The sequence below is a fragment of the Ancylobacter dichloromethanicus genome, from assembly GCF_018390645.1.
Taxonomy (GTDB): Bacteria; Pseudomonadota; Alphaproteobacteria; order Rhizobiales; family Xanthobacteraceae; genus Ancylobacter; species Ancylobacter dichloromethanicus.
In genome coordinates, this window is record NZ_JAHBGC010000052.1 from 49,835 (window position 1) to 63,470 (window position 13,636).

Here is a 13,636-nt window from a genome sequence, read left to right on the forward strand (position 1 = left end):
ACGATCTGCCCGAAAAGGATGCCCAGCGTGGAACTTATACCGGTGATCGACCTGATGGGAGGTGCGGTGGTCCATGCAAGGCGCGGCGCCCGCGAGGCCTATCGGCCGATCGAGACGCCGCTGTCCGCCTCCGCCGCCCCGCTCGACGTGGCCGACGGACTGCTGGCGCTCGGCGCCTTCCGCACGCTCTACATCGCCGATCTCGACGCCATCGCCGGCAAAAGCGGCCATGATGCGGTGCTGGGTCGCCTCGCCGCGCGCCATCCCGGGCTCGGCCTGTGGGTCGATGCCGGCGAGGCCACCCCGGCGGCACTGTCGCGCCGGGTGGCGAACGGGCCGGGCCGGCCGGTGGTCGGCAGCGAAAGCCTCGCCGGCCGCGCCGAGGCCGAGGCGGCGCTGGCGGGCGGCGCGGGGCTGCTCTCGCTCGACTACGGCGCGGAAGGCCCGCGCGGGCCGGCCGAGCTTCACGCCGACGCCGGTCTCTGGCCGCAGGCGGTGATCGTGATGACGCTGGCGCGGGTCGGCGCCGGGCAGGGGCCGGACATCGAAAGGCTGTCCGGCGTGCTGGCGCGGGCGCAGGGCCGGCGGGTCTATGCGGCGGGCGGCGTGCGCGGTGCGGATGACCTTCATCGTCTGGCCGACCTTGGCGTCGCCGGCGTGCTGCTGGCCAGCGCGCTGCATGACGGGCGGCTGTCGCGGGCGGACATCGCGGCGTTCATGGGCTGAGCAGTGCGCCGGCGAACAGCGTGGCGACGGTGAGGTCGGCGCTGGTGCCGGGGTTGAGCCCGCGCGCCTTCAGGCTCATGTCGAAGGCGTGCAGCGGCGCGCGGCGCGCTTCCGCCGGGGCATGGAAGTCGACGGTCGCCGCGACCTCCGCCGCCTCGGCCCGCACCCGCTCGGCCGTCGCCAGCCCGAACTTGCGGGCGATGTGGCTGTCAGGAAAGGTGGCCATGAAGGCGAGATGCACCGCTTCGGTGCGGGCCTCCGGCACGGTGCCTGCGAGTTCCATGAAGCGGGCAAGGCCGATATCGAACACATCCGCGAAGCCCGTCACATATTGCCGGGCGATGCGGTCGCGGCCCGCCGCCTCCGCCATCGCCTCCTGGAGCCCGATGCGGGCCGGCTCGGCCACATCATGCGCGGCCGGCCGGCCAAGACCGCCGGGGCTGGCGGCGGCGATGGCGCGGAAGGCGGCCTCGGCGTCGGCGAGGTCGAGCCCGGCCAGCACCGCGTCGAGGTTTGTCCGCAACGCCCCCGGCCGCTCGGCGGCGGCGGCAAGCGGCGCGCAGAGCAGGATGATGCCGAGATTGGTGTTGAGGCCGGTTGCCGCCAGCGAGGCCGCCACCGCGGTCTCGATCCGCCGCCCGACCCGCTCCCCCGGCGCGGCGAGGAATGGCGCCGCCGCCTGCGCCGCCCGCTCGAAATGCGCCACCTCCATGCCGTGTCCGGCGCTGAAGCGGTGCACGTTGCCCGCTTTCAGCGCGTCGAGTTCGGCATGGCAGGCGGCGCGGAAGGCGCCCGCGATGGCCTCGGCGTTCATGCCGGCACGGCTACGGACAGCGCTTCGGCGAGGTGGCGGGCAAGGGCGCCGGCGATGTCGGTGTCGGTGGCCTTCTGCAGGCCCTTCCAGGCCGGCATGGAGTTGACCTCCAGCACCTGGAGCCGCCCCTGCGCGTCCTCGATCAGGTCGACCCCGGCATAGTCGGCCCCGACCGCCGCCGTGGCGCGGATGGCGAGATCATGGGCGCGGGCATCGAACGGCGCGGCCACGCCGACGGCGCCCTGGTGGATGTTGGTGATCCACACCGGCGAGCGGCGCAGCATGGCGCCGGCCACCCGCCCGCCAATGACGAAGACCCGCCAGTCCTGATAGCTTTCCGCACCCGGGGCGGCGACGAAGTCCTGGAGATAATAGATGCCGCCGACCTTGTCGGGCTCGGGCAAGGGCGAACGGGGAGCAATGCGGCGTATGCCGCGCCCCTGGGCGCCGAACAGCGGCTTCAGCACCATGTCGCCCGGCGCCTCGTCGACCAGCGCCTGCATCGCCGCACGGTTTTCGCTCACGAAACTACGCGGCGTCGGCAGGCCGGCCTGCGCGATCAGGAAGCTGGTCATCGACTTGTCGACGCAGCGCTCGATGGCGCGGGCATCGTTCATCACCTTGACGCCGAGCGTGCCGAGCGCGTGCAACAGGCCAAGCCGGGCGGTGATCTGCTCGGTCGAACCCTTGGCGATGAGGCGCACGAAGGCGGCGGCCGGCAGCCTGTCGCCAAGGCCGGGCAACACGAGGCCGTGCGCGCTCTCGCCGATGGCAAAGCCGCAATCGTTGAGCGAGAGCACGAGGACCTCGAGGCCCTCGCGCTCGATCCCCGCCCTGAGGCGGCGCGTGTGCCAATCGGCGTCCTCGGTGAAGATGACGACCGTATCGGATCGTTCCGGCCTCATGCGAAGGAGCGCTCCAGTATATCGTCGTGGAATGCGCCGAAGGTGAAGCTGCGGCCGGTTTCCAGCGCCGTCACGGTAACCCGCGCTGGGCTGAACAGCATCGGGTCCATGGCGTAGAAGTCGCCCTTATAGGAGGTGAAGATCTCCGCGAAGGTGCGCCCATGGTCGCGCGAGGTGGAGCTGGGCAGGCCTTCGGCGAGTTCGCGGGCCTCGCTCTCCGGCCCGGTGACGAACAGCTGCACGTCGCCGCCATAAAGCGTCGCGTCATTGGTTCGGCCCATGGCGGCGACGAAATCCGGCGCCGGCGGCGGCAAGGGCGAGGCACCGATGCCGTCCACCACCCGGTCGAGCGGGAAGTGCAGGGCGTGGGTCTTGTGCAGAGCCACTTCAAGCACCCGGGCGACGATCTGCACCGTGCCGGCGAGGCTGGATGTGGGGGTGAGGATCAGCGTCAGCTTGTCCGGCGCGATGCCGCACTCTTCCGCGATCCGCGCGACCAGCACGTCCGGCGGCAGTCTGTCGACTTCCAGCACCAGGCAGGCGTGGTCGGCGCTGTCGCGATAACCGAGTTCCTCGAACAGCGCTTCCTTCGCCCAGAGCGCGCGGGCCGGGCCTGAGCCGAGGGCGAAGAAATCGCCTTCCGCCAGGCTCCAGCCGGCATACTGGCTGCCGAGGCAGGCGATGACCGGGTCGGCGGTGGTCACCGTGACCATCGTGCCCCAGCGCGCGAAACGCCCGCTGGTGGCGAGGCTCACCGCGCCGAGGCCACCGAGGCAGATTTCGGCGATGCGCCGGCCCGCTTCCAGCCCGCCGTGCACGGCGATGCCGGCATCGACGAGGCGCGCGCCGCAGGGGCTGCGGCTCACCCCGAGGCGCAGCGCGAGGGCATTGGCGACGAGGTTGTCGACCAGCGGCGCCGCCAGTGCGGCCACGCTCGGCCTCGGGTTTTCCAGATGGAGAGTTGCCATGGGAGAGTTACTCCGCAGCAGCGCGGCTGGCCATGCTCAGCCCGCACCGAAGATGATCCATGCGCCGCGCCAGAACGGCACGGGCTTCGGAAAGGTCGTGCCCGGTCGCCCACACCGTGCAGACGGGCTCCCCCGCCGCGAGGCGCGTGCCCGGGGAGGGACGGTCGGCCACCCAGTCGGGCAGCGCATCCGGCCCCGGGGCGAGGGCGGCGGGTGCGTAAAATACGCCGGCGGCCCGGGCCGCCACGCCCGCGCCGGGGACAAGGAGCGGGAGGTCCGGCAGTTCGCCCGCACAGGCATCGAGATGAAGCCGCAGCAGGGGCGGCATCGGCGGCGCGTCGAAGATGTCCAGCGTCGCGCCGGGCCTTGGGTTGACCTCGATGAGGTGCCAGCCTTCGGCCTGGACGATGAGGTCCGCGCTGGCGAGGCCGAGGAGACCGGAGGCTCCCGCGACACGGTCGAGTGCGCCGGCGACCTGCCGGGCGATCCCGCCGTCGATGCCGATCGGCCCGGCGCAGCCGCCATAGCGGAATGGCGCCCCGTCGCACGGGTCGCACCATTGCTCGGAAAAGGCCAGAAGCCGCGCGGCGCGGCCATTGCCGAGGAACAGCGCGGAGAGGCTGCGCCCCTCCAGCCGTTCCTGCAGATACCAGCCCTCGCCGCGCGGCCGCACCGCCGGGCGGACATGCCCCCCGCCGGCGCCGCCGACGCGCTTTTCCAACAACCGCACGCTGTCCGGCGCGCTGCCGGTGAAGATGCGCGGGTGCGGGATATCGAGTTCGGCCAGCAATCGTGCGAAGCGGAACGGGTCTTTGAGCCGGGCAAGCGTGGGCGCGGCGCTGCCGACCAGCCGGAAGCGGCGCGCCAGCTCCGAGACCAGGTCCGGCGCGTCCTCGAACCCGGTGCCGAGCACGAGCGGAATGTCCGGCCGGGCATGGCGGGCGAGCTGTTCCAGCAGGTCGTCCGGGTCGATGCGGAGCCCGCCGCGGCGGCGCAGCCGGACGACGCGATGCGCCAGTGCCTGCGTGTCGGTGTCCGCGAACAGGTCGAGGACGAGCGCACGCAGGCCGGCGCGGCGGGCGGAGGCGGCCAGTCCGCGCGCGGCGATGCCGACAAGCACGACATCGGCTTTGCCCTCAGGCCGTGAGGGATCGCGCGAGGAGGAAGGCATCTTCGAACCCGATGGTCATCGCCGACGGCGCGACGCGCATGCGCTCCAGCAGTTCATGCTGCACGCGGTATTTGAGATGGCCGATGGTCAGCGCGCCGATGCCCAGCGCGCCGTGGGCGAGCGGGGTGCCGTTGGCATGGGCGTCGATGCCGGCAATGCCCGAGGGCGGCACGGCGTTGACGTCGGCGGCGACCTTGAGGTGCTTCGCCTCGGCCAGCACGTCGGCGGAGAGGATTTCCACCCCGGCGCGGCCACAGGCCAGCACGACCTCGACATCCGTGACCAGCGCGCGCTTCCCGTCTTCACTCTTGCCGGTGGCGCTGGCGAGGTCGACGCCGAAGCGCTGCTTGAAGTCGCGCGCCTTGGTCTCCACCGCCTCGATGTCGCGGTGGCTGACCAGCGTCACCTGCGCGCCCGCCTGCGCGGCGATGACGCCGGCAATGCCGCCGACCACGCCGGTGGCGCCATAGACCTGCACCTTCACGCCCTTCAGCCCCTCGGGGCGGGTAGGGCGCAGCTTCAGCTCCACTTCCGCCACCATGGCGGCGGCGGTGGTGAAGGAGCCGGCGGGATCGACGAAGACGGAAATCTCGAAGGGCGGAAACAGCACGCTCTTCGCCTTGTTGGCCATGTCGAGCGCGAGGCCCGCATCCTTGCCGCCGATGAACAGGCCGGTGCGGGGCGCGGCGTCGGGATGGCGCGAGAACATCATGTCCTGCGTCAGGTCGCCGACCTCGTCGAGCGTGACCCCGGAATAGGGGAGGATGGTGGTGTAGCCGGCATCGACCGCCATGTTGACGTCGAACGGGCTGACATGGCGAAGCGGCGAGATGATGTGGAGAATGGGGGCGATATCCGCCATTGCGTGCGTTCCCTAGGTCAGAATCGGGCCTTGCGGCCTCTCGTGCGGAAGATGAGGGAGCGACGCGGGCGTTACGCCAAAACCGTCGCTAGCACTGCTCGACGCAGGCAAGCCATTCGACCCGCGCCCCGGCATTGCTGCCGCGGGCGCAGTCGAAAGCCAGAGCGGGCCGGTCGCCAAAGCGGAGGCGGGCCTCGCTGAGAAGCTGGTCGGCCTCCTCGGGGCTGCCGAGAATGGCAAAACCCGTGGGACCCCAGGAACTCTGGCCGAGGCCGCGCAGGCCGCGCGCCTCAAGCCAATCCATCACCTCGGCGACGGAACCGCTTGTATAGCGGCCCCCCTGTGCACTCGCATAGTGCTCTCCGAGCAGCCGCTGCATTTCGCCCACGGCGGCGGCAAAATAATCCACATCCCCTTCGGCCAGCGCCGGGAGCGCGACCATCACGGCCAGCCGCGCCATGTGCCCGGCGAGCGTGTCGGCGAAAGGTGGCAGGCCTTCCATCGCCTGCACTTCCTCGATGCCGCTAAGTCCCTGATGGCCTTGGTCATATACCAGCAGGATGCGCCAGTTCTCGGGGAAGGGCAGGCGCGAGAGAACGGGCGGGGGCGCCTCCGAGCCACGCTTCTTGCCGCCGTCGAGGATCACCCCGCCCTCGGTGAAGGCGCCGATGCCGATGGCCGAGCGGGCGCCGCGACCCAAAGCCGCGCCAATCTCGCGCGGGGAGATGTCGAGCCCGTTGATGAGGCACAGCCCGGTCGCCACGGCGAGCCCGAGCTGGGTGCCGGAGCCGAGGCCGGAATGGGGCGGCAGCGCCGCCTCGACCACCACTTCCACCCGCTTGTCGAGGCCGAAGCGGGCCGCCGCCTTCTCCACCGCCGCCACGGCCCGGCCAGCGTCCGGCCCGCTGGCGACGAGCCGTCCGGCGCGGCGCAGGCGCACCACGGTGGAGGGGCGGTCGAGGGTGATGCCGAGGCTGCCGAAGCGGCGGCCGAGCGTACCGGCGAGATCGAGGAATCCCAGATGCAGCCGGCCCGGCGCGGTGATGCGCACCGCCGCCCGGTCCAGTTGCTCGCTCGCGGTGCGGAATTGACGTGTCGTGGTGTTCACCAGCGTTTCCTCGAACGCCATGGTAAGACCCGGAGGGCGTCGGGGACAAGCCGGGTGATGATTTCCGGGTTTGCCGGATGCGGCGCGGGCGTGCTACCGAATCAGTAAATGCCGCCCGCGACAGAACGGGCATACGCCGCCAGGAGGACGCCAGGAAATGGCGCTGGACCCGAAAAAAACCTTCACCGACAACGAGGTGGAGGAACGCCTTGCCGTCGATCTGCCGCACTGGAAGCTGCAGGACGGCTGGATTCGACGCACCTATCGCACGTCGAGCTGGAAGGGCACGCTGATGGTGATCAACGCCGTCGGCCATCTGGCCGAGGCAGCCTGGCACCATCCCGACATCACCGCCTCCTATGCCTGGGTCGAGGTGCGGCTGATGTCGCACGACGCCAAGGGCATCACCGAGCGGGATTTTCAACTGGCGAAGAAGATCGAAGAGGTCGTCGGCTGGCAGCCGGGGGGCGAGCCGGACAGCGCGCTGGAAGGCACGCCGCGCGGCGACCTGCGCTTCGCCTACATCAAATACGATTGATTGATCAGGTAGTTGGCCATGGCCGAGGTTCAGACGATCGAGAATGTGGCCTGCGGCTTCTGCGGGCTGGGCTGCGACGACCTTGCCGTCGAGGTCGAGGGCCGCGCGATTCGCGCCAGGGCTCCGGTCTGCCCCGAGGCGGCGCGGCTGCTGCGGCGTATCGATGTGCCCGATCCGGTGGCGCGTGTGGCCGGTGAGGAGGCCGGTCCGACCGATGCGGCTCGTGTGGCGCATCAGATTCTCGCGGCGGCGCGTTCGCCGCTGATCGGCGGGTTCGGCGCCGACATGGCCGGCGCCGGCGCGCTGGTCGATCTCGCCATCCGCTTCGGCGGCGTGCTCGACCATTACGCCTCGGACGGGCTGTTCCGGAACTACGCCGCCGCCCAGCGCACCGGCTGGCTGTCGACCACGCTGGCCGAGGTGCGCAACCGCTGCGACGTACTGCTGGTGGTCGGCGACGACCCCGCCGCGACCTGGGGCCGGCTGTTCGAGCGGCTGTTCCCCGCCACGCCGCTTTTCGCCGACCAGGGCCGCACCGTGGTCTTTCTCGGCGGCGCGCCGGGCGAGAAGGCGAGCGCGCAGCTTGCCGGCGCCAGCATCGTTCATCACGCGAGTGCCGACCCGGTGGCGGCGCTGGAGGCGCTGGGCAGCCTCGTCGCCGGCCGCCGGCCGCCGGGGGAGAGCTTCGGCGGCATCGGCGCGGAGGCGCTGGCCGCGCTGGCCGAGAAACTGCGCAACGCTCATTACGCGGTGGTGACCTGGAACGCGGCGGAACTCGACGACGGCGATCTGGTGGCGGAACGGGCGACCGCGCTCGTCGACACGCTGAACCTTTCCACCCGCGGCGGCGTGTTTCCGCTCGGCGGACGCGACAACATCATCGGCGCCAACCAATTGCTGCTGTGGCGGCTCGGCTATCCGTTCCGCACCGCGGTGCGGGGGCAGGCAAGCGCGCATGACGGCGCGCTGTTCGCCACGCAGGCCGCGCTGGCCGACGCCGACGTGCTGGTGTGGGTCTCGGCGTTCCGGCCTGAGCCGCCGCCGGACCTCGCCGCGATGAACTTCACCGGCAAGCTGATCGCGCTTGCCCATCCCGAGACAGTATTCGACACTGAACCTGATGTTCTCATCCCTGTGGGCACTCCCGGCGTCGACCACGCCGGCACGGTGTTCCGCATGGATTCCATCGTAAGCCTGCCGCTCGGCGCCTTGCGCGTCGCGACGCTCCCCAGCGTCGCCGAGGCTGTGCGTCGCATAGCGGAGGGGTAGATGAGACTGCGGCTAAAGGGCGGGCGCGTGCTCGACCCGGCCAATGGCGAGAACGGCGTCGCCGCCGGCGCCATGCGTGACATCGAGATCGAGGACGGGCGCATCGTCGCCCCCACCGGCCTGAAGGCGGACGCCGAGTATGACCTCGGCGGCGACGTGGTCATGGCCGGCGGCATCGATCTGCACAGCCATATCGCCGGCGGCAAGATGAACCTCGCCCGCCTGCTGATGCAGGAGGACCGGCGAGCCTTTCCCGAAATGCCGGGCAATTTCTGCGGCTGCGGCGGCGGGCGGGCGGTGCCGACCGCGCACGCCACCGGCTGCCGCTACGCCGAACTGGGCTACACCACGGTGTTCGAGCCGGCGATGCTCGGCGCCAATGCGCGCGGCGCGCATCTGGAGATGGCCGACATCCCCAATCTCGACACCGGCGCCTATCTGGTGCTGGGCAATGACGACTATTTCCAGCGCCTGCTGGCGGCCGGCGCCGGGCAGGAGCAGGTCAACGCCTATGTCGGCTGGATGATCGAGGCGACGCAGGCCTTCGCCATCAAGATCGTCAATCCCGGCGGCATCAACGCCTTCAAGTTCAACGCCCGCAAGATGGACCTCGACGAGGCCAACCCGCATTACGGGGTGAGCCCGCGCAAGGTGCTGACCACGCTGATCCGCGCGGTGACGGAGCTGGGCCTGCCACACCCGATCCATTTGCATGGCTGCAATCTCGGCGTGCCGGGCAATGACGAGACGACGCTCGCCACCATCCTCGCCACCGAGGGACGGCGGCTGCACCTGACCCATCTGCAGTTCCATTCCTACGGCACCGAGGGCGACAAGCGCTTTTCCTCCTCGGCGGCGCGGATCGCGGAAATGGTCAACGCCAATCCGAACATCTCCGTGGATGTGGGGCAGGTGATGTTCGGCCAGACCGTCACCGCCTCGGCCGACTACATGTCGCAATACCGCAATCGCGGCCTCGCCAGCCCGAAGAAGTCCATCGGCATGGATATCGAGCTGGACGCCGCCTGCGGCGTGGTGCCGTTCGAGTACAAGGACAAGTCGTTCGTCAACGCGCTGCAATGGGCGATCGGGCTGGAACTGTTCCTGCTGGTGGAAGACCCGTGGCGGATCTTCCTGACCACCGACCATCCCAATGGCGGCTCGTTCACCACCTATCCGCACCTGATCCGCCTGCTGATGGACCGCGATTTCCGCAACGCCCAGCTCGCCACCCTCAACAAGGCGGCGCAGGCGCACACGCTGCTGGCGCAGATCACCCGCGAATACACGCTGGAGGAGATCGCCATCCTCACCCGCGCCGGCCCCGCCCGCATTCTCGGGCTCAAGGACAAGGGCCATCTCGGCCCCGGCGCGGTGGCCGACATCGCGGTGCACGCGGAGGACGCCGACCGCGAGGCGATGTTCTCGGCGGCGCGGCTGGTGTTCAAGGGTGGCCGGCTGATCGTCAAGGACGGCGTGGTGGTGGAACTCGCGCAGGGCACCACCCATGTCGCCCGCCCCGACTTCGACCGCTCGGTCGACACGGACATGCAGCGCTGGTTCGACGAGGCGGTGGGGCTGAAGGCCCAGCATTTCCGCGTCAGCGACGGCGAACTGCGCAACGGCGCCGGGCCGACCATCCTGAAATGCGAAGGGGGGGCGTCGTGAGGGCCCGGATGGAGTGCGGTCTTCGGCCTGAGCATCCTTCGAGGCCCGGCGTTGCCGGGCACCTCAGGATGACGGCCTTCTTCAAGAGCAACGTCATCCTGAGGTGCGAGCGCAGCGAGCCTCGAAGGATGGTCGTGGAGGGCGCCCGATGATCCTCAATGGCGTCGAGATCCGCGACACCTTCGCGGAAGCCTTCCCGATGGTGGGCACCCGCCTCATCGTCACCGCCGACACGCCGGAATGGGCACTGATCGCCGGCCGCACCACCACCGGCTTCGCCACCTCGGTGATCGGCTGCGGCTGCGAGGCGGGGATCGAGCGCACGCTCACACCCGAGGAGACGCCGGACAGGCGCCCGGGCGTGTCCCTGCTCATCTTCGCGATGGACTTCAAGCAGTTGAAGAAGGTGGTGCCGCTGCGCCTCGGCCAGTGCGTGCTGACCTGCCCGACCACCGCCTGCTATGCCGGCATCGAGACCGGCAAGAGGGTGCCGCTGGCCAAGACCATCCGCTACTTCGCCGACGGGCACCAGATTTCCAAGAAGATCGGCGACAAGAGGTTCTGGCGCCTGCCTGTCATGGAGGGCGAGTTCGTCTGCGACGAGGACACCGGCTCGGTGGAGGGTGTCGGCGGCGGCAATTTCCTCATCCTCGCCCGCTCGCGCGGGCAGGCGCTGAGGGCGGCCGAGGCGGCGGTGGCGGCGATGGGCAAGGTCGAGGGGATCATCCTGCCGTTCCCCGGCGGGGTGGTGCGCTCCGGCTCCAAGGTCGGCTCGAAATATAAGGGCCTGTTCGCCTCCACCAATGACGCCTATTGCCCGACCCTGCGCGGCACGGTGCCGAGCCATCTGCCGGCAGAGGTCGGCTCGGTGCTGGAAATCGTCATCGACGGGGTGAGCTTCGCGGCGGTGGCGGAAGCCACAAAGGTCGGCATCTCCGCCGTCTGCGCTCTCGGCAGCGAGGGCGGCGTGGTGGCGATCGACGCCGGCAATTACGGCGGCACTCTCGGGCCGTTCCACTTCAAGCTGCGCGAGATCATGCAGAACGGCGCGGGAGAGACGGCATGAGCGGGGTTTCCCTGAAGCCGCGCGCGCCTTTCGAGGCCCGCGTCGACCTTTCCGGCCTCACGCCTTCGGTTACCCGTCCGCTCTCGCTGCGCGAGTTGGAGCACCTCGCCGTGCCGCATGGCGGGCGGAGCGTGAAGCTGGCGGAACTGTTCTTCGTCGAGGGCGCGCCGGACGGCGTGCTGCTGATCGAGATCGGCGATCCGCGCCTCGACGGCGTCGGCGCCGGCATGTCGGAGGGCGAGCTGATCGTCGATGGCCAGGTCGGCGCCTTCGCCGGGCGGGGCATGAGCGGCGGCTTCCTGCGCGTCAGTGGCGATGCCGGCGATTTTCTCGGCGCGGAAATGTCCGGTGGGCGGATCGAACTCGCCGGCCATGCGGGTGCCCGTGCCGGCGCGGCGGGCTCGGGTTCGCGGCGCGGCCTCTCCGGCGGCGTGCTGAGGATCGGCGGCAATGCCGGCCCGCGCGCGGCCGAACGCCAGCGCGGCGGGCTCATCACCATCGGCGGCGATGCCGGCGAGGGGCTGGCCACCGGCATGATCGCCGGCACGGTGAGCGTCGGCGGCGCCATCGGCAGGCTGGCGGGGCGCGGCATGAAGCGCGGGACGATTTTCACCCATGCGGTGCCCGAGCTGCCGGCCGGCTTCATCGACACCGGCAGCCACGAACTGGTGGCGCTGCGCCTGCTCGCCCGCCGGGTGCCGGAGCTGAAGGACATGCTCAAGGGCTGGACCCATGCGCGCCGGATCGTCGGCGACACGCTGATGGGCGGGCAGGGTGAAGTGCTGGCGGGGGTTTAGCCGTCGTCCGATTTGTCATCCCGGACGGCCCGAAGGCCGATCCGGGATCGCGTTCCGCTACGGATGGCGATCCCGGCTTTCGCTGCGCTCGGCCGGGATGACGTTGCCCAGCTTTAAAGCAGCGTGCCCCGCAGGATCACCATGGCGACGGAGAAGTAGATCACCAGCCCGGTGACGTCGACGAAGGTGGCCACGAACGGTGCCGAGGCGCTGGCGGGGTCGAAGCCGAGCCGGCGCAGCACGAAGGGCAGCATCGACCCGATCAGCGAACCGAAGGTGACGATGGCGACCAGCGCCGCGCCGACTGTGGCCGCCACCAGCACCCAGTACTCGCCATAATCGTGGAAACCGGCGAGCTGCCAGACGGTGATGCGCGTCATGCCCAGCGTGGCGAGGATCGCGCCGAGCACGAGGCCGGAGGGCAGCTCGCGCAGCGCCACCCGCCACCAGTCCTTGAGCTTGATCTCGCCCAGGGCCAGCGCGCGGATGATCAGCGAGGTCGCCTGCGAGCCGGAATTGCCGCCCGAACTCATGATCAGCGGGATGAACAGGGTGAGCACGATGGCGCGCTCCAGCTCGTCCTCGAAATGCTGCATGGCGTTGGCGGTCAGCATCTCGCCGAGGAACAGGATGGAGAGCCAGCCGCCGCGCTTCTTCAGCATGCTGAAGAAGCCGATCTCCATATAGGGCTCGTCGAGGGCTTCCATGCCGCCGAATTTCTGCGCGTCCTCGGTGCCTTCCTCGATGATCGCGTCGATCATGTCGTCGACGGTGACGATGCCGAGCACATGCTCGTTTTCGTCCACCACCGGCACCGCCAGCAGGTCGTATTTCGAGATCAGCTTGGCCACCTCCTCGCGGTCCATCAGCGGGTCGGTGGTGATGGGGTCGTGCTTGGGCGCGACTTCGAGGATCGGCTGCTCGGGCTCGCCGGTGATGAGGCGGCGCAGCGTCACCGCCTTGACGAGCCTCTGGGTGTCCGGGTCGAGCACGTAGATGGCGTAGATTGTTTCGCGCGTGCGCTCGGTCTCGCGGATATGGCGCAGCGTCTCGCCGATCGTCCAGGTGGAGGGCACGGTGACGAATTCGGTCGTCATCAGGCTGCCGGCGCTGTGCTCAGGCCAGGCGAGCAGGCGGTTCAGCTCGGCCTGCGTCTCCGGCGCGAGGCGGGCGAACAGATGCGAGCGGGCCGGCTCGTCCATCCAGCGGAACAGGTCCGCCGCGCGGTCGGCCGACATGTCGGAGACGAGGCGCACCGCCTCCTCGACCGGCAGCGCCTCGATCAACTCGCTGGTGAGGTCGACGTCGGGGCCGTCCAGCACCTCGACCTGCTGCTCGCGCGGCAGGCTGGCGAGCACGGCGGAGGCCGTCCTCGGTTCCTGCTCGTCAAGCGCTTCGGCGATGTCGGCGGGGTGCTCTTCGGCGAGTTCGGCCGCCAGGGCTGCGGCATCGACGAACATATCGTCGCGGCGGTCTTCCGTCCGTTCGTCCATTTCGGCTCTCTTTCCGCTGACCGGCCATTTACAGGCGGCGCGGGGAGCCGAAACGGGATCTCAACCCCGAGGCCGGCTCACGGCGCCGGCCGCCACGGGCCGGACAATCGACTGGTACTGTCGCAGGGCATGGTTAGGGGATTCCAATTGCGGCGCGGTGACACGCGGCGGGCGGGGGAATGAACCTCCCGAAAGGTAAAGTCAAGGTGGGAGAGTCGTCGCGCGCCGTCATCCCGGACGATCCGTCAGGA

Annotated in this window: 13 protein-coding genes; 6 read left to right on the forward strand and 7 right to left on the reverse strand. The window is 70.0% G+C overall.

Annotated elements, in window-relative coordinates; translation table 11 throughout:
• The first annotated feature begins 18 nt into the window (after nucleotides 1–18).
• Nucleotides 19–726, forward strand: a complete 708-nt coding sequence (locus tag KHC23_RS21365) for a HisA/HisF-related TIM barrel protein (RefSeq protein WP_213375565.1) — start codon at nucleotides 19–21, stop codon at nucleotides 724–726.
• Here KHC23_RS21365 and KHC23_RS21370 read toward each other — a convergent pair.
• From KHC23_RS21370 to KHC23_RS21395, 6 genes are all read right to left on the reverse strand, one after another.
• Complete coding sequence (locus KHC23_RS21370) at nucleotides 716–1,540, reverse strand: triphosphoribosyl-dephospho-CoA synthase (RefSeq protein ID WP_213375567.1); 825 nt, start codon at nucleotides 1,538–1,540, stop codon at nucleotides 716–718. The genes KHC23_RS21365 and KHC23_RS21370 overlap by 11 nt on opposite strands.
• The gene (locus KHC23_RS21375) at nucleotides 1,537–2,445 is read right to left on the reverse strand and encodes a RimK family alpha-L-glutamate ligase (protein WP_213375569.1); all 909 of its coding nucleotides are present in this window, start codon (nucleotides 2,443–2,445) and stop codon (nucleotides 1,537–1,539) included. Before KHC23_RS21375 ends, KHC23_RS21370 begins: the two co-directional genes overlap by 4 nt.
• On the reverse strand, nucleotides 2,442–3,413 hold the full coding sequence (gene mch, locus KHC23_RS21380) for a methenyltetrahydromethanopterin cyclohydrolase (RefSeq protein WP_213375571.1): 972 nt from the start codon (nucleotides 3,411–3,413) through the stop codon (nucleotides 2,442–2,444). The genes KHC23_RS21375 and mch overlap by 4 nt, the downstream gene beginning before the upstream one ends.
• Before the next feature lie 7 nt (nucleotides 3,414–3,420).
• On the reverse strand, nucleotides 3,421–4,584 hold the full coding sequence (locus tag KHC23_RS21385; protein ID WP_213375573.1) for an ATP-grasp domain-containing protein: 1,164 nt from the start codon (nucleotides 4,582–4,584) through the stop codon (nucleotides 3,421–3,423).
• Entirely contained in the window at nucleotides 4,550–5,446 is an 897-nt protein-coding gene (locus KHC23_RS21390; protein WP_213375575.1) for an NAD(P)-dependent methylenetetrahydromethanopterin dehydrogenase, read from the reverse strand. Before KHC23_RS21390 ends, KHC23_RS21385 begins: the two co-directional genes overlap by 35 nt.
• A gap of 88 nt (nucleotides 5,447–5,534) precedes the next feature.
• Nucleotides 5,535–6,575, reverse strand: a complete 1,041-nt coding sequence (locus KHC23_RS21395) for a beta-ribofuranosylaminobenzene 5'-phosphate synthase family protein (RefSeq protein WP_213375577.1) — start codon at nucleotides 6,573–6,575, stop codon at nucleotides 5,535–5,537.
• Nucleotides 6,576–6,711: 136 nt separating this feature from the next.
• On the opposite strand from KHC23_RS21395, the gene KHC23_RS21400 reads away from it, so the two are divergent.
• From KHC23_RS21400 to KHC23_RS21420, 5 genes are all read left to right on the forward strand, one after another.
• Nucleotides 6,712–7,092, forward strand: a complete 381-nt coding sequence (locus KHC23_RS21400) for a 4a-hydroxytetrahydrobiopterin dehydratase (protein WP_213375579.1) — start codon at nucleotides 6,712–6,714, stop codon at nucleotides 7,090–7,092.
• 18 nt (nucleotides 7,093–7,110) lie between these two features.
• Nucleotides 7,111–8,361 carry a formylmethanofuran dehydrogenase gene (locus tag KHC23_RS21405; RefSeq protein WP_213375581.1) on the forward strand — a complete coding sequence of 417 codons (1,251 nt, stop codon included), beginning with the start codon at nucleotides 7,111–7,113 and terminating at the stop codon, nucleotides 8,359–8,361.
• Nucleotides 8,362–10,029 carry a formylmethanofuran dehydrogenase subunit A gene (locus KHC23_RS21410; RefSeq protein WP_213375583.1) on the forward strand — a complete coding sequence of 556 codons (1,668 nt, stop codon included), beginning with the start codon at nucleotides 8,362–8,364 and terminating at the stop codon, nucleotides 10,027–10,029.
• A 148-nt stretch (nucleotides 10,030–10,177) separates the two neighbouring features.
• Entirely contained in the window at nucleotides 10,178–11,095 is a 918-nt protein-coding gene (gene fhcD / locus KHC23_RS21415; protein WP_213375585.1) for a formylmethanofuran--tetrahydromethanopterin N-formyltransferase, read from the forward strand.
• The gene (locus KHC23_RS21420) at nucleotides 11,092–11,892 is read left to right on the forward strand and encodes a formylmethanofuran dehydrogenase subunit C (protein ID WP_213375587.1); all 801 of its coding nucleotides are present in this window, start codon (nucleotides 11,092–11,094) and stop codon (nucleotides 11,890–11,892) included. Before fhcD ends, KHC23_RS21420 begins: the two co-directional genes overlap by 4 nt.
• Before the next feature lie 113 nt (nucleotides 11,893–12,005).
• Here KHC23_RS21420 and mgtE read toward each other — a convergent pair whose 3' ends face one another.
• Nucleotides 12,006–13,385, reverse strand: a complete 1,380-nt coding sequence (gene mgtE / locus KHC23_RS21425; RefSeq protein ID WP_213375589.1) for a magnesium transporter — start codon at nucleotides 13,383–13,385, stop codon at nucleotides 12,006–12,008.
• Between the last annotated feature and the right edge of the window lie 251 nt (nucleotides 13,386–13,636).